Here is a 22,903-nt window from a genome sequence, read left to right on the forward strand (position 1 = left end):
CAATCACCGTCGAACATCAAACTACATCAACGTTTCCTGGGAGGAAAGCATGAACCCGCTCTCGCGCCGCACGATGCTCAAGGCGTTGGCCGCCACTCCGGCGGCCGGAATGGTTGCCGGGTTGGCCGCGGGGGCCGGCACCGCCACGCTGATCGGCGCGCCGCGCATCGCCCGCGCCGCCGAGTTCGACTTCAAGTACGGCAACAACCTGCCGCTGACCCACCCGCTGAACGTCCGCTCGCACGAGGCGGCGGAGCGCATCCGCCGCGAGACGAACGGCCGCGTCGACATCCAGATCTTCCCGAACAACCAGCTCGGCGGCGACACCGACATGCTGTCGCAGGTGCGCAGCGGCGGCATCACCTTCTTCACGCCCTCGGCGCTGGTCATCGCCACGCTGGTCCCGGTCGCCGCCATCAACGCCGTGGGCTTCGCCTTCGCCGACTATGGGCAGGTCTGGTCGGCCATGGACGGCAAGCTGGGCGAGCATGTGCGCGGCGCCATTTCCAAGGTCGGCCTGCACGCCTTCGAGAAGATGTGGGACAACGGCTTCCGCCAGATGACCAGCGGGGCCAAGCCGATCCAGACCGCCGCCGACATGGACGGGCTGAAGATCCGCGTGCCGGTCAGCCCGCTCAGCATCGCCATGTTCAAGTCGCTGTCCGCCGCCCCGGCCAGCCTGCAGTTCTCGGAGGTCTATTCCTCGCTCCAGACGCGCATCGTCGACGCGCAGGAGAACCCGCTGCCGATCATCCAGGTCGCCAAGCTGTACGAGGTGCAGAAGTACTGCGCCCTGTCCAACCACATCTGGGACGGCTTCTGGTTCATCGCCAACGGGCGCGCGTGGCGCGGCCTGCCCCCCGACCTGCAGAAGATCGTCTCCACCGCGATCAACGACGCCGGCGTGCAGCAGCGCGAGGACATCAAGGCGCTGAACCAGTCGGTGCAGGCCGACCTCCAGTCCAAGGGCCTCGCCTTCAACCAGCCGTCCCCCGACAGCTTCCGCGCCAAGCTCCGCGACAGCGGCTTCTACGGCGAATGGAAGGGCCGCTTCGGCGACGAGGCCTGGGCGCTGCTGGAAGGCGCCGTCGGCAAGCTCGCCTAAAGAACGGCTGTGGACAACACGGGAAGGGAGGGTGCGGCTTTGTCTCACCACGCGACGGCGCTCGACGAGGGCGGCGCCATGCCAGGGGCCGCGTCCGGCGGTTCCTGGACCGATCGGCTGGACCGCGGCCTCGCCGCGACGGTGGAGGGTGCCGCCGCCCTCATCGTTCTGGCCGAGATCGTCATCCTGCTGGCCGGGGTGACGGCGCGCTACGTCTTCCACGCGCCGCTGGTGTGGTCGGACGAGCTGGCCTCCATCCTCTTCCTGTGGCTGTCCATGCTGGGCGCCGTGGTGGCGCTGCGCCGCGGCGAGCACATGCGGATGACCGGGCTGGTCAGCCGCGTCGGCCCGACGCCACGCGCCCTGCTGGAGACGCTGGCGATCACCGCACCGATCGCTTTCCTGGCGATGATCCTGCACCCCGCCCTGGACTACGCCATGGAGGAGCAGTTCATCGTCACCCCGGCGCTGGAGATCAGCAACGCCTGGCGCGCGGCGGCCCTGCCGACCGGGCTGGGGCTGATGGTCGTGGTCGCGCTGATCCGGCTGATGCGGATGCGCAACCTCCGGATCACCCTGGCGGCGGTCGCCCTGACCGCGGCGGTGACCGTGGCCTTCTGGCTGGCCGGTCCGGTGCTGAAGCCGCTGGGGCAGACCAACCTCGTCATCTTCTTCGTCGGCGTGGTCGCCGCCTGCGTGTTCGGCGGCGTTCCCATCGCCTTCTCCTTCGCGCTGGCCACCTTCGGCTATCTGGCGCTGACCACCTCGACCCCGCTGCTCGTCATGGTCGGGCGGCTGGACGAGGGCATGTCGCACCTGATCCTGCTGGCGGTGCCGCTGTTCGTCTTCCTCGGCCTGCTGATCGAGATGACCGGCATGGCCCGCGCCATGATCCAGTTCCTCGCCAGCCTGCTCGGCCATGTGCGCGGCGGCCTGTCCTACGTGCTGATCGGGGCGATGTATCTGGTGTCGGGCATTTCCGGTTCGAAGATCGCCGACATGGCGGCCATCGCGCCGGTGCTGTTCCCGGAGATGAAGAAGCGCGGCGCCCCTCCGGGCGACCTCGTCGCCCTGCTGTCGGCGACCGGCGCGCAGACCGAGACCATCCCGCCCTCCATCGTGCTCATCACCATCGGCTCGGTCACCGGCGTGTCCATCGCGGCGCTGTTCGCGGGCGGCCTGCTGCCGGCGGTGGTGCTGGGTGCGGCGCTCTGCGCCGTCGTCTGGTGGCGCTACCGCCATGAGGATCTGAGCCACATCCGCCGCCCGCCGGCGTCCGAGATCGCCCGTCTGGCCGTGGCCGCCCTGCCGGCCATCCTGCTGCCCTTCGTCATCCGCGCCGCGGTGGTGGAAGGTGTGGCGACGGCGACCGAGGTGTCGACCATCGGCATCGCCTACTCCACCATCATGGGTCTGCTGGTCTACCGCCAGTTCGACTGGGCGCGGCTGAAGCCGATGCTGATCGAGACGGCGTCGCTGACCGGGGCGATCATCTTCATCGTCGGCTGCGCCACCGCCATGGCCTGGGGCCTGACGCAGTCCGGCTTCTCCCGCGCGCTGGCCCTGTGGATGGCCGACATCCCCGGCGGCGGCTACGGCTTCCTCGCCATCTCCATCGTCGCCTTCATCATCCTGGGCAGCGTTCTGGAGGGCATCCCCGCCATCGTCCTGTTCGGCCCGCTGCTGTTCCCCATCGCCCGCGACGCCGGGGTGCACGAGGTGCATTACGCGATGGTCGTGATCTTCGCCATGGGCATCGGCCTGTTCGCCCCGCCCTTCGGCGTCGGTTACTACGGCGCCTGCGCCATCAGCAAGGTCAGCCCGGACGAAGGTCTGAAGCACATCTGGGGCTACGTCGCCGCCCTTCTTGTGGGCCTGATCGTGGTCGCCGCCATTCCGTGGATTTCCACCGGCTTCCTTCCCTATTGAAGCCCCGCCGGTCCCCCAATAACGATAAAATCAGGAGTTCCTTCATGAGCCGATTCTTCGGCCAGATCCGGCAGGCTGGCTACGTCGTCGACGACATCGAAGCCGCCATGGACTACTGGAGCCGCACCCTGGGCATCGGCCCGTGGTTCTACAACGAGCGGGTTCCGATCCGGAACTACACCTACCGCGGGGAGCGGTACGAGGTTCACAACTCGGTGGCGCTCGCCAACTCCGGCCCGCTCCAGATGGAGCTGATCCAGACCCGCAACGACGCGCCGTCGATGTACCGCGACTTCCTGAAGGCCGGGCGCACCGGGCTCCAGCACGTCGCCTACTGGACCGAGGACTACGACGCCGACCTGGAGCGGCTGACCGCCCAGGGCTTCAAGCCGGTGATGAGCGGCGAGGTCGGCGAGAAGGGCCGCTTCGTCTATTTCGACACCGAGTACCACCCCGGCACGGTGATCGAGCTGTCGGAGGTCGCCGGGCCGAAAGGCAAGATGTTCGACCTGATCCGCAACGCCTCCCTCGACTGGGACGGCCGCGATCCGGTCCGGCCCTTCCCCGACCTCAGCCGCCTGTGAGCAACGCCATGCGCTCCGACCGCTTCGAGGCGACCTATCTGATCGAGACCCCGCTGGACCCCGCCAAGGTGGCGGAGGTCATGGCGGGGGAGCAGTCCTGCGGCACCTTCACCCGCGTCCACGGCGAGACGGACGACCTGCGCGCCCGCGCCCGCGCCGTGGTGGAGCGGGTGGAGGAGCTGGAACCCGCCGCCTCCCCCAGCCTGCCGAACACATGGCTGGAGCGGCAGAAGCGGCCCGGACCGTGGCGGCGCGCCCGCGTCGCCATCAGCTTCCCCACCGGCAACGTCGGCGCCAACCTGCCGACGCTGGCCGCGACGGTGGCCGGCAACCTCTTCGACCTGGGCGAGGTCACCGGCCTGCGGCTCGACTCCGTCCGCCTGCCCGCCGCGTACCGCAAGGGCTTCGACGCGCCGCGGCACGGCGTGGCCGGCACGCGGCGGCTGACCGGGGTGGAGCGCGGGGCGCTGGTCGGCTCCATCATCAAGCCGAACCTCGGCCTGTCGGCGGAAGAGACCGGCGAACTGGTCGGCACGCTCTGCGCCGCCGGGCTGGACTTCATCAAGGACGACGAGATCTGCGCCGACCCGATCCACGCCCCGCTGGCCCAGCGCGTGCCGGCGGTGATGGACCGGGTACGCCGCCACCAGGACCGCACCGGCAAGCACGTCATGGTCGCCTTCAACATCAGCGACGAGACGGACGCCATGCGCCGCCACGCCGATCTGGTGGAGCGCGAGGGCGGAAGCTGCGTGATGGTCAGCCTGAACTGGTGCGGCTTCTCCGCCGTGCAGACGCTGCGCCGCCACAGCGGGCTGGTGCTGCACGGCCACCGCAACGGCTTCGGCGCCCTGTCGCGCCACCCCAGCCTGGGCATCGGCTTCGACGCCTACCAGACGCTGTGGCGGCTCGCCGGGGTGGACCACATGCACGTCCACGGCCTCCAGGGCAAGTTCGCCCAGCCCGACGCGGAGGTCATCGACGGCGCCAAGTCCTGCCTCGCCCCGCTGGCCGAGGGCTGCGACGACGCGGTGATGCCGGCCTTCTCCTCCGGCCAGTGGGCGGGGACCGTCCCCGTCACCTGGGACGCGGTGGGGACGGACGATCTGCTGTTCATGTCCGGCGGCGGCATCATGGCCCATCCGGACGGCCCCGCAGCCGGCGTGACGAGCATCCGCCAGGCCTGGGCGGCGGTGCGCGAGGGCGTCGCCCTGCCGGACGCCGCCGCGACCCGGCCGGAGCTGAAGCGCGCCCTGGAGTTCTTCGGAGCGGCCAAGTGACGGCCGCACACCCACCGCCCCGGCTGGGCTGGTACGGGGACGACTTCACCGGGGCCACCGACACGCTGGCCACGCTGGCGAAGGCCGGGCAGCGGGCGCTGCTTCTGCTGGAGATCCCCGACGCGGAGCGGCTGGCCGGGCTCGGTCCGCTGGACGCGCTGGGGATCGCCGGGGCCTCGCGCACCATGGCCCCGGAAGCCCTGCGGGCGGAGCTGGAGCCGGTGGGGCGCTTCTTCGCCGGGCTCGGCGTTCCGGTGATGCACTACAAGTGCTGCTCGACCTTCGACAGCGCGCCGCAGGTCGGCAGCATCGGCGCGGCGGTGGCGGCCCTGCGGCCATTCTTCCCCAACCGCTTCCTGCCGGTGGTGGGCGGCCAGCCGAACATCGGGCGCTACTGCCTGTTCAGCACGCTGTTCGCCGCGGCGGGCACCGGTGGGACGGTCCACCGCATCGACCGCCACCCGACGATGAAGGCCCATCCGGTGACCCCGATGATGGAGGCCGACCTGCGCCTCCACCTCGGCGCGCAGGGGCTGGAGGGGATGGGCGCCCTGCACTACCCGGATTACGGGCTGGATGCCGGAATGTTGGATGAAAAGCTGGACCGGATGGTGCCGGGCGGCGCGTCGGCCGTCCTGCTGGACATCGCCCAGGCAACGGATCTGGCGCCCGTCGGGCGGTTGATCTGGGAGCGGGCACGCCGCTCGCCCCTGCTGGCGGTCGGGCCGAGCGGCGTGGTCCAGGCGCTGGCCACCCAATGGGAGCGCGACGAGACGGTCGGCGACGCGCCGCTGGCCCCGGCGGAGGGGCCGGTCTTCGTGCTGGCCGGCAGTCTGTCGCCGGTCACGCGCCGGCAGATCGCCGCGGCCTCCTCCTTCCACCGGATGCCGGCGGACGCTGGCGCCCTGTGCCGCGACGACGCCTACCGCGAGCGGCTGCGGAGCGAGATCGCCGGCCTGCTGGGCCAGGGCCGGAACGTGCTGGTGTGGACCGCCCCGGCGGAGGGCGAGGCGCCCGACACCGCCCAGTCCGCCGCCGTCGCCGACGCGACCGCGGACTTCGTCGCCTCGGTCGCCCGTGCAGTGCCGCTGCGCCGCCTGGGCATCGCCGGAGGCGACACCTCCAGTAAGGCGGTGAAGGCGCTGGGCCTGTGGGGCCTGTCCTACCGGACGGCGCTCAGCCCCGGTGTGACGGTCAGCCTGACCCACAGCGCGCACCCGCCCACCGATGGCGTGGAGCTGATGCTCAAGGGCGGGCAGATGGGATCGGAGGATCTGTTCGAACGGCTGGTGCACGGAGGGTGAGCGTCCCTGCTCCCCCTCCGCAATGCCCCCTAGGTAGTCTTACGTACGCAAAGCCCCTTAGGTACAAGACCGAACTGCACAGGGTACCCCGCGGCGCGTAATTTCGGCTCATCGAGCGGTTGCCCCACGGGGATGGGCCGCTTCCACGAACGCCGAGGGGCCCGACATGCACGCTCACACCGCCATCGCCGCCCAGCCGACGCGCGTTCCGCACGGCCATCAGGCCGCCGTGATGGCGATGCCGCGTGTCGCCCCGTCCCGTCCCACCGCCGGCTTCGCCGCCAACGACGCCGACCCGCTGGCTGCCATCGCCCAGTTCCGGGTGTTCGACCGCGAGCAGTCCATCTTCGCCGAGGGCGAGGCCGCCGACGCCGTTTTCCGGGTGGTCGACGGCATGATCCGCCTCTACAAGCTGCTGCCGGACGGGCGCCGCCAGATCATCGGCTTCCTCCAGGCCGGCGACATGGTCGGTCTGGCCTTCGCCGACCGCTATCTCTACTCCGCTGAGGCGATCACGGCCTCCACCGTCCAGCGCATCCCGCGCTGCCAGCTCGACGCCCTGCTGGACTCCCAGCCCGCCCTGGCCCGCCGGCTGCTGTCGGTCACCACCTCCGAGCTGGTGGCGGCGCAGGACCAGATGCTGTTGCTCGGCCGCAAGTCGGCGCTGGAGAAGCTGGCCAGCTTCCTGCTGGCGCTGAGCCGCCGGGCCGGTGCGGGCCGGGCCATCGCCCTGCCGATGAGCCGCTGCGACATCGCCGACCATCTCGGCCTGACCACGGAGACCGTGTCGCGCGGCTTCACCAAGCTGAAGACCTCGCGCCTGATCCGCATCCTGGACGGAGGCCGGGTCGAGCTGCTGGACGCCGAGGCCCTGGCCGACCTCGCCGAGTGCGCCTGATCCCCAGCGTTCCGATCACCCTCCGCAGTCTGGGGAAATCCATCCGGCCGGCCGCAACGTACCCCTTACTCCCTTTGCGTTGCATTGTCAGGCCGAACCATGGAGTCCGCTCCCCACATCCTCGTCGCCGAGGATGAACGCCTCGAAGCCCTGGCCCTTGCCGACACGCTGGAAGGCCAGGGTCTGCGCGTCACGCTGACCCACAACGGGTTGGAGGCCATCGCCGCCCTGGAAAGCGGCCCGGCGTCGCTGCTGATGACCGACCTGCGGATGCCGGTGATGGATGGCAACGAACTGATTCGCCGGACGCGGGCGCGGCGGCCGACCCTGCCGGTGATCGTCATGACCGCCGACAGCGGCGCCCTCCGGCACCCGGAGTCCGACCGGCTGCGTGTCCTGCACAAGCCCTTCAGCTTCCAGGCGGCGGTCGGCGCGGTCCGCGCCATGCTCGACGGGGACGGGACGACCGGATAGAGCCGGGAGTCCGCCCTATTCGTCGACGTCGTCCTTGGGAGCGGCGTTGCGGGCCGGCGGCTCGATCACCGGACCGACCTTCACGCTGCGGGCGGTCAACGGCACGATGTCGCCGATCGGCATGTAGGAGCCATCGCCCAGTTGTTGCGCCGGCTCCCACCGTCCCTCGACCTTGATCCAGCGGTAGACGTTGTTGCTGCTCATGTCGTCACCAAGAATTTTGGAAAGACGAAAGGGGCGGCGTTGCCGCCGCCCCTTCATCCGATACAAGGATCGTCCTTGCGGAAGGCTTACTCGGCCTTGCCGTTGACGGCGTCCTTGAGGGCCTTGCCGGCGGAGAACTTCGGCGCCTTGGAGGCGGCGATCTTGATCTCCGCACCGGTCTGCGGGTTGCGGCCCGTGCGCTCGCCGCGCTCGGCGATCTCGAACTGGCCGAAGCCCGGCAGCTTGACCGTCTCCCCCTTGACCAGCGCGTCCTGCAGGCTCTCCAGAACCGCGTCCAGCGCCTTGCCGGCGTCGGCCTTCGTGCCGCCCAGCTTGCCGGCGATCGCGTCGATGAGATCGGCCTTCGTCATTCCCTACTCCCCTTGTTCATGGAGGAACCCCAGCATTCTCCAGGGCTCCAGGCGCTTCTGACCTACTCCGCCCTGCGTCCGCGCGCAAGCCAATCCCGTGGCGATTTTTTCCCCCGGTGCGGATTAAGCCACGGCATGATCCGTATGCCGAGTGTGAAGAACCAATCCGGGACGGTGATGAAAGACGAGCTGGGACAGCATCTGGACGTTCTGAGGCGCTACGCCCTTGTCCTGATGCGAGACCCCGACCAAGCCGAGGACCTCGTCCAGGAGGCGCTCGTCAAGGCCATCGAGGGAGCGTCGTCCTTCACGGACGGGCGCGACCTGCGCAAGTGGCTGCTCGCCATCGTCCACAACACCTTCGTGGACCGCTGGCGGCGCCAGCAGGCCGAACGCCAAGCGACCGGCGAACTCAGCTCGATGGCGGAGGAAGGCTCCCCGCCCGCGCAGTTGAGCCACGTCCATCTGGGCCAGACCATCGCGGCCCTGATGAACCTGCCGGTCGAACAGCGGGAGGCCCTGGTGCTCGTGGCGCTCGACGGCATGTCCTACCGGGACGCCGCGGAGTGCTTGGGCATCCCCGTGGGCACCCTGATGTCCCGCCTGGGCCGTGCGCGCGACGCGCTGCGGGCCAAGACGGGCGGCGGGCGCCAGCCGGACCAGTCCGACCGAACCCCATCAGACCGGGTCCAGCGCCCCCCGTTGCGCGTGGTGAAATGACGATGAACGAACCGATCAGCGACATCGACCTGAACGCCTATGTGGACGGCGAACTCGACGCGCAGCGCCGCATCGAGGTGGAAGCCTACCTGGAGGCCAATCCGGACGAGGCCGCCCGTGTCATGCACGACATGCGGGTGCGCGACGAGATCCGCCTGTTCATAGCCGGCCCGGCCATTGAGAAGGCGGCGGCCGAAATGGTCGCCCCCGAACCCGCCGTCGCCCCCACCGCCGAACCGGCTTCCACCCCGGCCCAGCCGGCGGTCGGCGCCGGCGCGCCGCTGCCGCGGCGCAAGCAGTGGGGCGCGCTGTGGCGCCGCCCGGCGGCGGAGCTGATGAACCGGGCGCGGGCCACCAAGGGCTCGGGCCGCGGGCGGCGGGCGGTGGCGGCGCTGTGCCTCGTCGGGCTCGGCTGGACGGCGCACAGCGCGGTGTCGTCCCTGTCGGTCAACCCCGTCGCCACGGCGCACGCGGCCACCCACTACATCACCATCGCGGCGCAGACCCACCAGCAGGCGCTGCACAGCGGGATCAACTTCAAGCCCTTCGCTGACGCCGCCAATTCCCTGGTGAACCGGCTCGCCCCCGCCAATCCGGAGGTCGCGGTGCCGATCCCGCAGCTCGACATCGGGCAGGCGCCGGACGGGCTGCGCACGGTGGCCTGGGACGGTGGGGTCGCGGTGCAGGCGGCCTACCGCCACGGCGGGTCCGAGCTGATCACGCTGTTCGCCAGCGAGGTCGACCGCTTCGCCGTCACCGAACCCCAGGCGGAGCGGATCGGCAACGTCTCGGTCGCCTATTGGCAGGTCGGGACGACGGTCTACGCGCTGTGCGGCGAACAGCCGGAAAAAGAAATCCTGGCCCACGCCCGCGACGCCCGCATGGCGTGGTTCTGAAGCAGACGCACTAAACGACAAGCATCCGAACGATAAGCATCCGAAGGACATGGTGAGACAATGAGCGGACCCTTCTACGGCAACCAATTCGGCAGCGCGGCGCCGGCCTACGGCGCGGCGTTCGACGAGGGCCTGCGCAAGCACATGCTGCGGGTCTACAACTTCATGATGCTCGGTCTGGGCGTGACGGGGCTTGTGGCGCTGTTCGTGGCGAGCACGCCGGCGCTGTACGTTCCGATCTTCACGACCCCGCTGAAGTGGGTGGTGATGCTGGCGCCGCTGGCCTTCATCATGGTGCTGTCCTTCCGCTTCCACGCGATGTCGGCGAGCGCGCTGCAGGGGCTCTTCTGGGCCTTCTGCGCGGTGATGGGCGTGTCGATGGCGTCGATCTTCCTGGTCTTCACCGGGGCCAGCGTGGCGCGGGTGTTCTTCATCACCGCGGCGATGTTCGCGGCGATGAGCCTGTGGGGCTACACCACCAAGGCCGACCTGTCGAAGATGGGCTCGTTCCTGATGATGGGCCTGATCGGCATCGTCATCGCCAGCCTGGTCAACATCTTCGTCGGCTCCAGCGCGCTGCAGTTCGCCATCTCGGTCATCGGCGTGGTCATCTTCACCGGCTTGACCGCCTACGACACCCAGCGCATCAAGGAGGAGTACGCCGAGGGCTACGGGCACGAGGGCAACACCAAGCTCGCCGTCATGGGCGCCCTCTCGCTCTACCTCAACTTCATCAACCTCTTCCAGATGCTGATGCAGCTCATGGGACAGCGCGAGGAGTAAGGCGGCGCTTCCATCCGGCGCACCGCCTGCCGGAAAGGGCCGGCCGCTTCCCGCGGCCGGCCCTTTTCCTTTCTACGGCTTGCCCTTTGCCGGAGCGGCGTCGGGCCTGGGCGGATACTCCACCGACACGATGTGCAGGGAGTTGTTCGGGAAAGAGCAGGCCGCGTCCGGCGCCACCTGGGACGCCGGATCGAAGGCGTAGGGACGGGGGGAGCGGCCGGCCATCGCCCCGCTCCCCCCTCCAGCCGCCCCGGCCGCCGCCGTCTGCACGCCCGGCCCGGTCACACGCGACGTCCAGGGCGCTCCGGTGAAGACGCCCGGCGTCGATTCCTCCGCCCACAGCCACAGTACGCGGGTGCCCACCGGCTGCGGCTGCGTGAAGGAGTGCAGCACACGCTCGCAGGTCTCCCGGTCCATGTTGTGGATCGCCCGTTCGACCACCGTGTTCTCCGTCCGGGGCGCCCAGCGCGACAGCAGCAGCGAGCCGAAGGCCACGCTGACCGCCACCCCGCCCAGCGAGCAAGCGACCACCAGCCGGAAACTGCCGTCGTCCTTTGCCATACCCTGCCCCCGCCGTCGATTGTCAATGCCCCCTCCGCCGACATGCTCCACCCTCCCGTCCCGTTTCGCAAGGCCGTCCGGAACGCCGAAAAGGGGGCCACGCGCGTGGCCCCCTTTCGGTCGGTCCGCCGGAGCGGAGGTTACGGGCTGGCTGCCGCGGTGACCGGACCCGTGCCCTGCTGGGCGGCGAGTTCGGCGTTGCGGGCATGGTGCCGGCGCAGCATTGGCCGCAGGACCGCGATGGCGCAGAAGGCCGCGATAAGGTCCATGGTGGCGCAGATGTAGAGCACGGTCGCCCAGGTGCCGGTGGCTTCCATCAGCAGGTTGCCCAGCGGGACCAGCAGCGCCGCGACGCCCTTGGCGCAGTACAGCACGCCGTAGATCTTCGCCGCGTGCTTGGTGCCGAAGGTGTCCGCCGAGGTGGCGCTGAACAGGCTGTACACTTCGCCCCAGGCCAGGAACACCATGCCCGACAGGATCAGGAACATGATCGGGTCGTGGCCGAAGCGGCTGAGCATCAGGATACCGATGCCTTCGAAGGTGAAGGCGATGAACATCGTCGCTTCACGGCCGATGTGGTCGGAGATGAAGCCGAACAGCGGACGGGAGATGCCGTTCATCACGCGGTCGAGCATCAGCGCGAAGGGCAGAGCCGCCATGGTGATGCCGAACAGGCTGATCGGGGCTTCCTTCACGCCCAGATCGTGGGCGATCACGCCGAGCTGGGCCACCGCCATCAGACCGCCCGAGACGGTGCAGATGAACATGACCATCATGACCCAGAAGACCGGCGTCTGCAGCGCTTCCTTGAGCGTATAGTCGCGGCGGGACTGCAGGACCTTGGTCGAGGCCTTCACCTGATCCTTCTGCGGAGCGCGCAGGAAGAAGGCGGCGGCGATGATGATCGCACCCTGCAGCAGGCCGAACCAGAAGAAGGTCGCCTGATAGCCCGAGGAATGGATCATGTTGGCGATCGGCAGGATGGTCAGGGCCGAACCGGCACCGTAGCCGCCCGCGGTCAGGCCGACGGCGAGGCCGCGCTTGTCCGGGAACCACTTGATCGCGCTGTTGACGCAGGTGGCGTAGACGCAGCCGACGCCGATGCCGCCGATGGCCGAACCGACATAGAGCATGCCGAGCGAGCCGGCGTAGCTGTCGACGATCCAGGAGAGGCCGGTCATCACGCCGCCGAAGGCGACGATGACGCGGGGGCCGTAACGGTCGATGAAATAGCCTTCGATGGGGGTCAGCCAGGTCTGGACGACGACGAAGACGGTGAAGGCGGTCTGGATCGAGGCGCGGGTCCAGCCATGGGTGGCCTGGATTTCCGGCACGAACAGCGTCCAGGCATACTGGATGTTGGCCGCCGCCACCATACAGACGATGCCGACGACGATCTGCATCCAACGCGCGCCTTCGGAAATGGGCGCCTGCGAGCCGCCAGGCGGTGCAGCGATGGACTGACTCATTACTCTTCCTCCCCAATGCGGTGATCGAACACTCAACTCAGCCGGGCGGGGCCGATGGTTGTTGTCGCATTGCCTTTTCTCTGGGGCTTGCGTGCCCTTCACGTTTTGGCGGGAGCACCACCGCCACCGTTGGGAGAGGCTTGGTGTTCCGCATTTCGTACTTGGTATACCACACAATCAGCGGAACACAACATCCGTTTCAGGAATCACAGCACAATTAATCCTCGCTGTCGCAACTATCGTTCAAGGTATGTCCTACGGAACGGCGCCATCAAAGCAGCAAAACTTTCGTACTATAACTTGGAAATGACAAAAAAAAGGCCGCGCCAAAGCAGGCGCGGCCTCTGATTGAGTTCGCTTCACTTACGATCACAACAGTGGAGAAGCCGTTACACCAAGAACGGCCGTTCCAATCTTACAGAACTTCAGATCATCAGCAACCTCGTAGTCGATCCAATCTGTATGCCCTGTACGAATCGGAAATAAACAATCCGGAGGCCCAAATCACACCAAGGCCGTCCGACCTCCTTATCCCCTCTTCAATCAGTTTACGATCCCGCGCCCCGCTTAATCCCGGGGACCCTCAAAAAAAGTTCACGCCCCAAATCATCCGTATCAAAGGCCATGCCGCGGCGCGTCGGGGTGGTGTCCATCGCACGCTCGGCCGCATGGAACAGAAGCGACGCTCAACCTGTTGTTGGGATGTCCGACCGCCTCCCCGGCTGTCGGCAACACCATCGCCCGCCAAAAACGGGAGCCGCCATGAGCCGCCGCCATTCTCCGGCCTCTTCACCGGACCCAGCCCGCTTCCCATCCCGTGCCGCCGCCGGCCAGCCCCTGCCCGATCCCGGCGCGAAGCGGCGGGAAATCGCCATGTTCCTTGTTCTGGCGGTGGTGATCTGGCCGATCCTGTCGATCGCCGTCGTGGGCGGCTACGGCTTCCTGGTCTGGATGTCGCAACTCATCATGGGTCCGCCCGGTCCGCCTCCGGTCTGAGGGGTACGGCGCGATGGCCGATGAATCGGTCGACTTAGGGCGACGAGGCTTTCTTCGCGGACGGCGGCGCGCCGAGCCGGCACCGTTGCGCCCGCCCTGGTCCCGGACGGAGCGCTTCACCGACTTGTGCACGCGCTGCGGCGCCTGCGCCGCCGCCTGCCCCGAGGGGATCATCCACCGGGGAGACGGCGGTTTTCCCGAGGTCGATTTCCGGCGGGGCGAGTGCAGTTTCTGCGCGGCCTGTGCCGATTCCTGCCCCGAGCCGGTCTTCGACCGTGTCGCCGCCAGCCCTTGGACGCTGGCCGTGCGCATTGGACCATCCTGCCTCGCCATGAACCGTGTCGTCTGCCGAAGTTGCCGCGACGCCTGCCCGGAATCGGCCATCCGCTTCGCCTTGGCGCCCGGCGGCGTGGCGGTCCCCGTGGTCGAGGACGACTCCTGCACCGGCTGCGGCGCATGTCTGGCCGCCTGCCCCGCCGACGCCGTCACGTTGCACCCCGGACCGGAGACCGCCCATGCACCCTGAAGCCCACGACCGATTGGCCGAAGCACCGGCGGAATGGCACATCGCCTCCATCCTCGTCCATCTGCGGCCCGAGCGAAGCCCCGACGTGCGGGCCGCCGTCGCCGCGCTGGGCGACGTGGAGATCCATGCGGAGGAGCGGGGCCGGATGGTGGTGACCGTGGAAGGCCCCCACGAGGGCCGCATCGCCGACCGCATGACCGCGATCCACCTGATGCCCGGCGTGATGTCGGCGGTCATGGTCTTCCACCACGCCGAGCCGATGGCGGCCCGGACCGCGGAGAAGGTCGACACGGCGCGGCGTTGACGCGTCCGGATTTCACATTCGTCAAGAAGAAGGGGGAGGAACCCATGCTTGACCGGCGGGATTTCATCAAGGCGCAGGCGGTCGCGGCCGCCGCCACGGCGGGGGGCATCAGCCTGCCCGCCATGGCCCAACAATCCATGGTGGCGGGCGAGGACGCCCAGCTTACCTGGTCCAAGGCGCCCTGCCGCTTCTGCGGCACCGGATGCAGCGTCATGGTCGCCACCAAGGACAACCGCGTCGTCGCCACCCACGGCGACATGCAGGCGGAGGTCAACCGCGGCCTGAACTGCGTTAAGGGCTATTTCCTATCCAAGATCATGTACGGGCAGGACCGGCTGACCCAGCCGCTGCTGCGCATGCGCGACGGGAAGTACCATAAGGATGGGGAATTCCGCCCGGTTTCCTGGGACGAGGCCTTCGACGAGATGGCCCGCCAATGGAAGCGGGTCCTGAAGGAGAAGGGGCCGGACGCCGTCGGCATGTTCGGGTCCGGCCAATGGACGATCTGGGAGGGCTACGCCGCGTCCAAGCTGATGCGCGCCGGCTTCCGCACCAACAATCTGGACCCCAACGCACGCCACTGCATGGCGTCGGCCGCCGTGGCCTTCATCCGCACCTTCGGCATGGACGAGCCGATGGGCTGCTACGACGATTTCGAGCACGCCGACGCCTTCGTCCTCTGGGGCTCCAACATGGCGGAGATGCACCCCATCCTGTGGACCCGCATCACCGACCGGCGGCTGGCCCACAACCACGTGAAGGTGGCCGTCCTCTCCACTTTCGAGCACCGCAGCTTCGAGCTGGCCGACATCCCGATGATCTTCGAGCCGGGGACCGATCTGGCCATCCTGAACTACATCGCCAACCACATCATCCAGACCGGGCGGGTGAACAAGAAGTTCGTCGAGAAGCATTGCAGCTTCCGCCTCGGCCAGAAGGACATCGGCTACGGCCTGCGCCCCGAGAGCGTTCTGGAGGTGCGCGCCGCCAACGCCAAGGACCCGACCGACTCCAAGCCCATGAGTTTCGACGAGTTCGCCACATTCGTCAGCGAGTACACGCTGGAGAAGGTGGCGGAGTTGAGCAAGGTCCCGAAGGAGCGGCTGCTGGCGCTCGCCGAGATGTACGCGGACCCGAAGATCAAGGTCATGTCGCTGTGGACCATGGGGTTCAACCAGCACGTCCGCGGCGTGTGGGTGAACCACATGGTCTACAACATCCACCTTCTGACCGGAAAAATCTCGGAGCCGGGCAACAGCCCCTTCTCGCTGACCGGCCAGCCCTCGGCCTGCGGCACGGCGCGCGAGGTCGGCACCTTCGCCCACCGGCTGCCCGCCGACATGCAGGTGACCAACCCCACCCACCGCTCCCACGTCGAGGAGGGCTGGAAGATTCCCAAGGGGCTGCTGCCCGGCAAGATCGGCTATCACGCCGTCCTGCAGGACCGGATGCTGAAGGACGGAAAGCTCAACGCCTACTGGATCATGGTCAACAACAACCTCCAGGCGGCGCCCAACAGCGACAACGAGACCTACCCCGGCTACCGCAATCCAGAGAATTTCATCGTCGTCTCGGACGCCTACCCGACGGTGACCGCCGCCGCCGCCGACCTGATCCTGCCCGCCGCCATGTGGGTGGAGAAGGAGGGCGCCTACGGCAACGCCGAACGGCGGACCCATTTCTGGCACCAGCTCGTCAACGCGCCGGGCGAGGCGCGCTCGGACCTCTGGCAGCTCATGGAGTTCTCCAAGCGCTTCACCACCGACGAGGTGTGGCCGAAGGAGATCCTGGACGCCAATCCCGACTTCCGCGGCAAGACCCTGTTCGACGTGCTGTTCCGCAACGGCAACGTCGATCGCTTCCCCGTGTCGGAGCTGGACCCCGCCTACGAGAACCGGGAGTCGAAGGAGTTCGGCTTCTACGTGCAGAAAGGCCTGTTCGAGGAGTACGCCGCCTTCGGGCGCGGCCATGGCCACGATCTGGCGCCCTTCGACACCTATCACGAGGTGCGCGGGCTGCGCTGGCCGGTGGTCGAGGGCAAGGAGACGAAGTGGCGCTACCGGGAGGGGCTCGACCCCTACGTCCCGAAGGGCGAGGGGGTGCGCTTCTACGGAAATCCGGACGGCAAGGCCAACCTGTTCGCCTTCCCCTACGAACCCCCGGCGGAATCGCCGGACAAGGACTTCGACCTGTGGCTGGTCACGGGGCGCGTGCTGGAGCACTGGCACTCCGGCTCCATGACCATGCGGGTGCCCGAACTCTACAAGGCCATGCCGATGGCGCTGGTCTACATGCACCCGGACGACGCGCAGTCGCGCGGCCTGCGCCGCGGCTCGGAGGTCAAGGTGATGTCGCGGCGCGGCGAGATGCGCACGCGGGTCGAGACGCGTGGGCGCAACCGGCCGCCGCGCGGCGTGGTCTTCGTGCCCTGGTTCGATTCGGCGCGCCTCATCAACAAATGCACGCTCGACGCCACCGACCCGATCAGCAAGCAGACGGACTTCAAGAAGTGCGCCGTCAAGATCGTGGCCGTCTGAGGGAGGACCGCAACCATGCGCCGCCATCTCATGCTCGTGCTGGCCGCGGCCCTGCCCTGTCTCGTGCCGGCACTGCTCGCCGCCCAGGGAACCGGACAGGTCCGGGAGCCCTTCCGCCCGCCGATCCAGTTCACCGACGAGGACCCGGCCCCGCCGATCCCCGCCGACGTCACCGATGACCGGCGGGTCGCCCGCAACTATCCGGAACAGCCGCCGGTCATCCCGCACAACATCCGCGATTATCAGATCAGCCTGAACAACAACCAGTGCCTGACCTGCCACAGCCGCCAGTTCACCGGGGCCACCCAGGCGCCGATGATCAGCATCACCCACTACGTCGACCGCGAAGGCCAGACCCTGGGCGCGGTGGCGCCGCGCCGCTATTTCTGCACGCAGTGCCATGTCCCCCAGACCGTGGCGCAGCCCATCGTCCCGAACACCTTCAGGGACATGGACAGCCTCATCAGCCGCCCGTCGGACGGGGGTGACCGGCGATGAAGCTGCCCGATTTCCTGCTGCGGCCCTGGCGGATCATCGCGGGGCCGAGCCGTTACCTCAGCCTCGGCTTCCTGACGCTGGGCGGCTTCCTGGCCGGCGTGATGTTCTGGGGCGGCTTCAACACCGCCCTGGAGGTTACCAACACCGAGAAGTTCTGCACGAGTTGCCACGAGATGCGGGACAACGTGTTCGAGGAGTTGAAGACCACCATCCACTTCACCAACCGTTCCGGCGTGCGGGCGACCTGCCCGGACTGCCATGTCCCCCACAACTGGACCGACAAGATCGCCCGCAAGATGCAGGCGTCAAAGGAGGTCTGGGGCAAGATCTTCGGCACCATCAGCACACGCGATAAGTTCGTGGAGAAGCGGCGCGAGTTGGCCGAGCATGAATGGGCGCGGCTGAAAGCCAACAATTCCCTGGAATGCCGCAACTGCCACAGCGCGGAATCGATGGACATCACCAAGCAGGGGGCGCGGGCAGCGCGCATCCACCAGCAATATCTGTTCAGCGGGCAGCGCACCTGCATCGATTGCCACAAGGGCATCGCCCACCGCCTGCCGAACATGGACGGCGTCCCGCCGGGCTGGAGCGAGGCGTCAAACGATACGGGCAGCGATACGGACGACCCGCTCGGCCGCTGGCTGGCCGACGCCACGCCGGGACCGGCGAACCCGCATTGAGCGGGTGGTGAAATCCCCTCTCCCCGGGAGGGAGAGGGGCAAATCGGCGCCGTTACTCGGCCTTGCCGTTGACGGCGTCCTTGAGGGCCTTGCCGGCGGAGAACTTCGGCGCCTTGGAGGCGGCGATCTTGATCTCCGCACCGGTCTGCGGGTTGCGGCCCGTGCGCTCGCCGCGCTCGGCGATCTCGAACTGGCCGAAGCCCGGCAGCTTGACCGTCTCCCCCTTGACCAGCGCGTCCTGCAGGCTCTCCAGAACCGCGTCCAGCGCCTTGCCGGCGTCGGCCTTCGTGCCGCCCAGCTTGCCGGCGATCGCGTCGATGAGATCGGCCTTCGTCATTCCCAAATTCCCCTTGTTCGTGGCGGAACCCCAGCATGTTCCAGGGCTCCAGGCGCCTCTGACCTACCCTGCCGGGCGGCAGCGCGCAAGATGCTCCCGCCCGGAATCGACCGGGCGCGACGCTGTGACCCGCAAAAAGTCGGCGATTCCCGCCAATCCGGCGGATTCGACTATGCCGAACAGGCGAGCCATGCCCCAACAGACGTCAGTTGACCAAGTCAATTGACCAGGGCGGCCTTGACCAGCACGGCGGCGCTTTCCGTGGTGTCACGCTTGTCCAGCTTCTTGGCGACCTCTTCGATCTCGGCCACCGGCATGACCCGGCGGGCCTGCTTGGCCGCGGTGACGAGGCGGCGCTGCGCGAGGCGGACCTGATCGCCCAGTTCGGTCAGCGTCTGGTAAGCCTTGCGGCGGGCCTGGGTGTCGATGCTGCCGCTCGTCTCGGTCGCGCGTTCGGTCGCAGCAGCCAGATCCTTGCACGACTGGAGGTACGTGGAGATGGCGTCCGTCAAAAGACGGCGGGCCTCGGTCCGCGGATCGGAGGGGCTGCTGCTCGACGTGGAAAGAGACACTTCACACTGCTCCTTGCTGCTGCGTATGACACACGACTGTAACAGGCCGTGAAAAATGGGCGGAGTGGCGGCCATTGTCCAGCGGCCATGCGCATCCTTTGACCGACTGGACAGGGGAACGCCCGTTCAGGGCACCTGCTTCTTCTCCAGCTTGCGGGCCAGGGTGCGCCGGTGCATGCCCAGGCGGCGGGCGGTTTCGGAGATGTTGAACCCGGTTTCCGCCAGGGTTTCGTGGATGCGCTCCCACTCCAGCGTCTTCAGCGAGGTCGCCCGCGCCCCCAGCGCGATGGAGGGGTCGCCCTCCGTCCGTTCGAAGGCCGCCTCGATATCGTCGGTGTTGGACGGCTTGGCGAGGTAATGGCAGGCGCCCAGCTTGATCGCCTCGACCGCCGTGGCGATGCTGGCGAAGCCGGTGAGGACGACGATCCGCGTCTCCGGGTCGTTGGCGTGCAATTCCCGAACGCATTCCAGGCCGGAGCCGTTGCCCAGCTTCAGGTCCACCACCGCGTAGGCGAAAGGCACCGTCTCCAGCAGGGTCCGCAGCCCGTCCAGGCTGTCGCACCAGTAGACCTGATAGCCCCGGCGCTCGAAGGAGCGGCGCAGGACCTTGGCGAAGGCCGCGTCGTCCTCCACCAGCACGAGGGAACGGTCAATCTCCATGGCTCTCTCCCGCGGACAGGGCGGCGAGCGGCAGGGTCATGGTGACGGAGGCGCCGCCGCCGGGGCGGTTGCGCGCGGCGACCGAGCCGCCCAGTTTGCGCACCACGTTGACCACCAGGAAGAGGCCCAGCCCGCCGCCGGGCCGTCCCTTGCTCGACCGGTAGGGTTTGCCGAATTCCGCCAGCATCCGCTCCTCGAAGCCGGGGCCGGCGTCGTTGACGGTCAGGACGAGGCTGTCCCCCTGCCGCCCGGCGGCGATGCCGACCCAGCCGGGAGACACCTCGAGCGCGTTGTCCAGGACGTTGAAGATCACCTGCTTCAGCGCGAGGTCGGAGATGATCCCCTCCCGCGAGCGGACGCTGTTGTCGTAATCGACGCAGGCCGGGGAGCGGCTGTCTTTCCATTCCTCCACCAGATCGTCGAGGAAGGCGGTCACGGTGGTGCGCAGTGTGCCCTCCCCCCGCGCCTCGCCGGAAGATAGCAGGATGCCCGACACGATGGCCTTGCAGCGGTCGATCTGGTTCTGCATCTCGGCGATGTCCTCGGCCATGTCGGGATCGCCCTTGACCACCGGCATCCGCCGCCAGTCGTTCACGATCACCGACAGCGTGGCGAGCGGCGTCCCCAGCTCGTGCGCGGCGCCGGAGGCGAGCAGGCCGAGGCGCACGATGTGGTCCTCCTCCATGGAGCGTTGGCGCAGATCGGCCAGATGGGCGTCGCGGGCGCGCAAGTTGCGGGTGATCTGGGTGATGAAGGGAACGATCAGGCTGGCCGTCAGCACGAAGCACAGGAACATGCCCTGGATGTGCAGCCCCAGCAGAAGCCCCTCCAGCCCCGGCGGCAGGGCCAGCGGGCGGTAGGCGCCGATCAGGAAGGTGAAGCAGGCCGTGGCGACCAGCACCAGCGCCCAGGCCGACCACGCCTCCAGCAGCACCGCCCCCAGCGTAATCTGCAGCAGGTAGAGCGAAATGAACGGGTTGGACGCGCCGCCGCTGAGGTAGAGCTGCACCGTGAGGGCCGACACGTCGATCAGCAGCTCCAGGAACAGCTGTGTGTTCGACACCGACGTCTGGCGGCGCAGATGCAGGACGCTGGCGATGTTCAGCGCGACCAAAAACAGGATCACCGCGCCCATCTGGTCGAGCGGCAGGGTGATGCCCATCCGGTAGTGCACGATCAGGATCGTCACCACCTGTCCGGCGACGGCGAGCCAGCGCAACTGCACCAGCAGGAACAGGTTTTTCTTGTCGGTGGTGTCGCGCACGGAAAACGTCTGGCCCTTCGCCGGCTTCCTTCGGTCCCCATTCATATGGGCACGATACCCCGGCTTGGCAGCCTTGCCATGAACTCCGGGTGGCCTTGTCAGCACAAAAAAGCCGGGTGGAAGAGTCCACGAGGAACCACTTCCCTCCTGCCGAAAGACCATGAAGAAAAAGAGACTACTTCTTCAACCCCGGCGGCGCCGTTCACTGCGCGCGACATAGAGCGACGCGGCGATCAGCATGAGCGCCAAGGCGAACCATGTCGCCGCATACACGAGGTGGTTGTTCCGGAACTTCAGGACGGTCAGCCCGCCGACCGGAAGGCCGCTTGGCGGGCTGGCCTCGGCGTCGATGAAGTAAGGGGCCGTCTCCGTCACGCCGCGGGCCGCCGCGATGGCCGCCACGTCGCGCGAGTACCAGCGGTCCTGCGCGGAATCGTTGGAACGCAGGAAGCCGCCCCCCGGCTCGGTCACCCGCAGCAGGCCGATGACGGTGGTGTCCGTATCGATCAGCCCGTCGGGGCGGCTGTCGGTGCTGCGCCGCTCGGGCGGCACGAAGCCCCGGTTGATCAGGACGGTGAAGCCCCGGTCGGTGCGCAAGGGTGTCAGCACCCAGAAGCCGCCGCCCCGTTCGGTCACCGCCTGGACCAGGGTTTCCTTGTCGTTGAGGAAACGCCCGGTGACGCCGACCCGCCGGTATTCCTGGCTGGCCGCCGTGACGGCTGGCCAGTCCTCCGGGCCGGGGGCGGGAACGGGGGCGGCCTGCGCCCGCTCCTCCACCCGCTGGATCAGGTCCAGCTTCCAGAACAGCCGCTCGACCTGCCAGACGCCGAGCGACGTGAAGACGGCGACCCCCGCCAGCGCCAGGACGCCGAGAAGGATCAGCCCCCGGCGCGGACGGGGGGTCGCCGTGCCAGTCACGGCAACTGGCTCGGGTCGTGGATCGGCATCATGTTGGTGTTCAGGTGGTACATCACCCACAGCGAACCGGCCAGCATGATGACAACGACGATGATCGTGAAGATCATCGACAGCATAGTCCACCCGCCTTCCGCACGTCCGTTCATGTGCAGGAAGAAGATCATGTGGACGACGACCTGGACGGCGGCGAGCGCCATGATCGCGATCGCGGTCATGTTCTTGTCCAGGATCGTCCCGTCCATGACCAGCCAGAAGGGAATGACCGTCAGGATCACCGACAGGACGAAGCCGATCAGGTAGCTGCCGAGCGTCCCGTGGGCGCCCTCGTGCTCCCCATGGCCGTGGTCGTGATGCCCGGCCCCATGGTGCCCGGAATGATGTTCGGCGTGAGAACTCATCGCAGCATTCCCATCAGATAGACGAAGGTGAAGACGCCGATCCAGATGACGTCCAGGAAGTGCCAGAACAGGCTGAGGCACATCAGGCGCCGGCGGTTGGCCGGGATCAGGCCGCGCTTGTTGACCTGCACCATCAGCGTCACCAGCCAGACGAGGCCGAAGGTGACGTGCAGGCCGTGGGTGCCGACCAGCGTGAAGAAGGACGACAGGAAGGCGCTGCGCTGCGGGGTCGCTCCGATGTGGATCAGGTGGGCGAACTCGTAGAGTTCGATCGCCAGGAAGGCGGCGCCGAACAGGCCGGTCACCGCCAGCCACAGCTGGGTCTGCGACACCCGCCCCTTCTCCATCGCCAGCATGGCGAAGCCATAGGTGATGGAGGAGAACAGCAGCATGGCGGTGTTCAGCGCCACCAGCGGCAGGTCGAACAGGTCCTTGGGCGACGGCCCGGCGGCGTAGTTGCCGCCGAGCACGCCGTAGGTCGCGAACAGCACCGCGAAGATGAGGCAGTCGCTCATCAGGTAGATCCAGAAGCCCAGCATGGTGCTGGAGCCTTCGGGGTGCGCGTGCTCGTCCACAACGTGGAACACCGGAGCCTGGCTGCGGGGCCGCTCGGCTGTCAGGGTCGTGCTCAT

Annotated in this window: 27 protein-coding genes; 16 read left to right on the forward strand and 11 right to left on the reverse strand. The window is 68.0% G+C overall.

The window, feature by feature from the left end; translation table 11 throughout:
- Positions 1–49: 49 nt before the first annotated feature.
- The 7 genes from H1Q64_RS29085 to H1Q64_RS29115 all read left to right on the forward strand — a co-directional run bounded on the left by H1Q64_RS29085 (position 50) and on the right by H1Q64_RS29115 (position 7,574).
- Positions 50–1,105 (forward strand): TRAP transporter substrate-binding protein, encoded by a 1,056-nt coding sequence (locus H1Q64_RS29085; RefSeq protein ID WP_014241875.1) that lies wholly within the window; start codon positions 50–52, stop codon positions 1,103–1,105.
- A gap of 78 nt (positions 1,106–1,183) precedes the next feature.
- Positions 1,184–3,034, forward strand: coding sequence for a TRAP transporter large permease subunit (locus H1Q64_RS29090; protein ID WP_237907726.1), 1,851 nt, complete (start codon positions 1,184–1,186; stop codon positions 3,032–3,034).
- 44 nt (positions 3,035–3,078) lie between these two features.
- Positions 3,079–3,618: a VOC family protein gene (locus H1Q64_RS29095; protein ID WP_237907355.1), complete on the forward strand. Its 540-nt coding sequence runs from the start codon at positions 3,079–3,081 to the stop codon at positions 3,616–3,618.
- Positions 3,619–3,626: 8 nt separating this feature from the next.
- Positions 3,627–4,898: a ribulose-bisphosphate carboxylase large subunit family protein gene (locus tag H1Q64_RS29100; RefSeq protein WP_237907356.1), complete on the forward strand. Its 1,272-nt coding sequence runs from the start codon at positions 3,627–3,629 to the stop codon at positions 4,896–4,898.
- A complete protein-coding gene (locus H1Q64_RS29105; protein WP_237907357.1) occupies positions 4,895–6,202 on the forward strand; it encodes a four-carbon acid sugar kinase family protein in 1,308 nt (435 codons plus the stop codon). Before H1Q64_RS29100 ends, H1Q64_RS29105 begins: the two co-directional genes overlap by 4 nt.
- A 166-nt stretch (positions 6,203–6,368) precedes the next feature.
- Entirely contained in the window at positions 6,369–7,100 is a 732-nt protein-coding gene (locus tag H1Q64_RS29110; protein WP_237907358.1) for a helix-turn-helix domain-containing protein, read from the forward strand.
- A gap of 99 nt (positions 7,101–7,199) precedes the next feature.
- A complete protein-coding gene (locus tag H1Q64_RS29115; protein WP_237907359.1) occupies positions 7,200–7,574 on the forward strand; it encodes a response regulator in 375 nt (124 codons plus the stop codon).
- A gap of 15 nt (positions 7,575–7,589) precedes the next feature.
- On the opposite strand, the gene H1Q64_RS29120 is transcribed toward H1Q64_RS29115, so the two are convergent.
- Both H1Q64_RS29120 and H1Q64_RS29125 read right to left on the reverse strand, forming a co-directional pair.
- Positions 7,590–7,778 carry a hypothetical protein gene (locus H1Q64_RS29120; protein ID WP_237907360.1) on the reverse strand — a complete coding sequence of 63 codons (189 nt, stop codon included), beginning with the start codon at positions 7,776–7,778 and terminating at the stop codon, positions 7,590–7,592.
- A gap of 86 nt (positions 7,779–7,864) precedes the next feature.
- On the reverse strand, positions 7,865–8,149 hold the full coding sequence (locus H1Q64_RS29125; RefSeq protein WP_014241890.1) for an HU family DNA-binding protein: 285 nt from the start codon (positions 8,147–8,149) through the stop codon (positions 7,865–7,867).
- A gap of 177 nt (positions 8,150–8,326) precedes the next feature.
- Here H1Q64_RS29125 and H1Q64_RS29130 point away from each other — a divergent pair, with 177 nt between their 5' ends.
- From H1Q64_RS29130 to H1Q64_RS29140, 3 genes are read left to right on the forward strand one after another with little or no spacing between them, the layout of a single operon-like run.
- Positions 8,327–8,869, forward strand: coding sequence for a sigma-70 family RNA polymerase sigma factor (locus H1Q64_RS29130; RefSeq protein ID WP_237907361.1), 543 nt, complete (start codon positions 8,327–8,329; stop codon positions 8,867–8,869).
- A gap of 2 nt (positions 8,870–8,871) precedes the next feature.
- Entirely contained in the window at positions 8,872–9,765 is an 894-nt protein-coding gene (locus H1Q64_RS29135) for an anti-sigma factor family protein (protein ID WP_237907362.1), read from the forward strand.
- A gap of 60 nt (positions 9,766–9,825) precedes the next feature.
- Positions 9,826–10,548 carry a Bax inhibitor-1/YccA family protein gene (locus H1Q64_RS29140; protein ID WP_237907363.1) on the forward strand — a complete coding sequence of 241 codons (723 nt, stop codon included), beginning with the start codon at positions 9,826–9,828 and terminating at the stop codon, positions 10,546–10,548.
- Positions 10,549–10,620: 72 nt separating this feature from the next.
- On the opposite strand, the gene H1Q64_RS29145 is transcribed toward H1Q64_RS29140, so the two are convergent.
- Complete coding sequence (locus H1Q64_RS29145) at positions 10,621–11,109, reverse strand: hypothetical protein (protein ID WP_237907364.1); 489 nt, start codon at positions 11,107–11,109, stop codon at positions 10,621–10,623.
- A 140-nt stretch (positions 11,110–11,249) separates the two neighbouring features.
- Positions 11,250–12,578: an oxalate/formate MFS antiporter gene (gene oxlT, locus H1Q64_RS29150; RefSeq protein ID WP_237907365.1), complete on the reverse strand. Its 1,329-nt coding sequence runs from the start codon at positions 12,576–12,578 to the stop codon at positions 11,250–11,252.
- Positions 12,579–13,340: 762 nt separating this feature from the next.
- On the opposite strand from oxlT, the gene napE reads away from it, so the two are divergent.
- The 6 genes from napE to H1Q64_RS29180 are packed head-to-tail and all read left to right on the forward strand — an operon-like array spanning position 13,341 to position 18,122.
- Complete coding sequence (gene napE / locus H1Q64_RS29155; protein WP_237907366.1) at positions 13,341–13,574, forward strand: periplasmic nitrate reductase, NapE protein; 234 nt, start codon at positions 13,341–13,343, stop codon at positions 13,572–13,574.
- A 13-nt stretch (positions 13,575–13,587) separates the two neighbouring features.
- Positions 13,588–14,100 (forward strand): ferredoxin-type protein NapF, encoded by a 513-nt coding sequence (gene napF / locus H1Q64_RS29160; protein ID WP_237907367.1) that lies wholly within the window; start codon positions 13,588–13,590, stop codon positions 14,098–14,100.
- A complete protein-coding gene (locus tag H1Q64_RS29165; RefSeq protein ID WP_237907368.1) occupies positions 14,090–14,404 on the forward strand; it encodes a chaperone NapD in 315 nt (104 codons plus the stop codon). The genes napF and H1Q64_RS29165 overlap by 11 nt, the downstream gene beginning before the upstream one ends.
- A gap of 44 nt (positions 14,405–14,448) precedes the next feature.
- Positions 14,449–16,941, forward strand: a complete 2,493-nt coding sequence (gene napA / locus H1Q64_RS29170) for a periplasmic nitrate reductase subunit alpha (RefSeq protein WP_237907369.1) — start codon at positions 14,449–14,451, stop codon at positions 16,939–16,941.
- A 15-nt stretch (positions 16,942–16,956) separates the two neighbouring features.
- Positions 16,957–17,439 (forward strand): nitrate reductase cytochrome c-type subunit, encoded by a 483-nt coding sequence (locus H1Q64_RS29175; protein WP_237907370.1) that lies wholly within the window; start codon positions 16,957–16,959, stop codon positions 17,437–17,439.
- Positions 17,436–18,122 (forward strand): NapC/NirT family cytochrome c, encoded by a 687-nt coding sequence (locus H1Q64_RS29180; protein ID WP_237907371.1) that lies wholly within the window; start codon positions 17,436–17,438, stop codon positions 18,120–18,122. Before H1Q64_RS29175 ends, H1Q64_RS29180 begins: the two co-directional genes overlap by 4 nt.
- A 52-nt stretch (positions 18,123–18,174) precedes the next feature.
- On the opposite strand, the gene H1Q64_RS29185 is transcribed toward H1Q64_RS29180, so the two are convergent.
- The 7 genes from H1Q64_RS29185 to cyoC all read right to left on the reverse strand — a co-directional run bounded on the left by H1Q64_RS29185 (position 18,175) and on the right by cyoC (position 22,903).
- Entirely contained in the window at positions 18,175–18,459 is a 285-nt protein-coding gene (locus tag H1Q64_RS29185; RefSeq protein ID WP_014241890.1) for an HU family DNA-binding protein, read from the reverse strand.
- A gap of 218 nt (positions 18,460–18,677) precedes the next feature.
- Positions 18,678–19,031, reverse strand: a complete 354-nt coding sequence (locus H1Q64_RS29190; RefSeq protein WP_014241891.1) for a hypothetical protein — start codon at positions 19,029–19,031, stop codon at positions 18,678–18,680.
- Positions 19,032–19,157: 126 nt separating this feature from the next.
- The gene (locus H1Q64_RS29195; protein ID WP_237907372.1) at positions 19,158–19,691 is read right to left on the reverse strand and encodes a response regulator transcription factor; all 534 of its coding nucleotides are present in this window, start codon (positions 19,689–19,691) and stop codon (positions 19,158–19,160) included.
- A complete protein-coding gene (locus tag H1Q64_RS29200; RefSeq protein WP_419468872.1) occupies positions 19,681–20,955 on the reverse strand; it encodes an ATP-binding protein in 1,275 nt (424 codons plus the stop codon). Before H1Q64_RS29200 ends, H1Q64_RS29195 begins: the two co-directional genes overlap by 11 nt.
- A gap of 183 nt (positions 20,956–21,138) precedes the next feature.
- Positions 21,139–21,873 (reverse strand): SURF1 family protein, encoded by a 735-nt coding sequence (locus H1Q64_RS29205; RefSeq protein ID WP_237907374.1) that lies wholly within the window; start codon positions 21,871–21,873, stop codon positions 21,139–21,141.
- Complete coding sequence (gene cyoD / locus H1Q64_RS29210) at positions 21,870–22,271, reverse strand: cytochrome o ubiquinol oxidase subunit IV (RefSeq protein WP_237907375.1); 402 nt, start codon at positions 22,269–22,271, stop codon at positions 21,870–21,872. Before cyoD ends, H1Q64_RS29205 begins: the two co-directional genes overlap by 4 nt.
- Complete coding sequence (gene cyoC / locus H1Q64_RS29215; RefSeq protein ID WP_137142117.1) at positions 22,268–22,903, reverse strand: cytochrome o ubiquinol oxidase subunit III; 636 nt, start codon at positions 22,901–22,903, stop codon at positions 22,268–22,270. The genes cyoD and cyoC overlap by 4 nt, the downstream gene beginning before the upstream one ends.

It is taken from the genome of Azospirillum brasilense (assembly GCF_022023855.1).
In the GTDB taxonomy this organism is placed as follows: Bacteria; Pseudomonadota; Alphaproteobacteria; order Azospirillales; family Azospirillaceae; genus Azospirillum; species Azospirillum brasilense_F.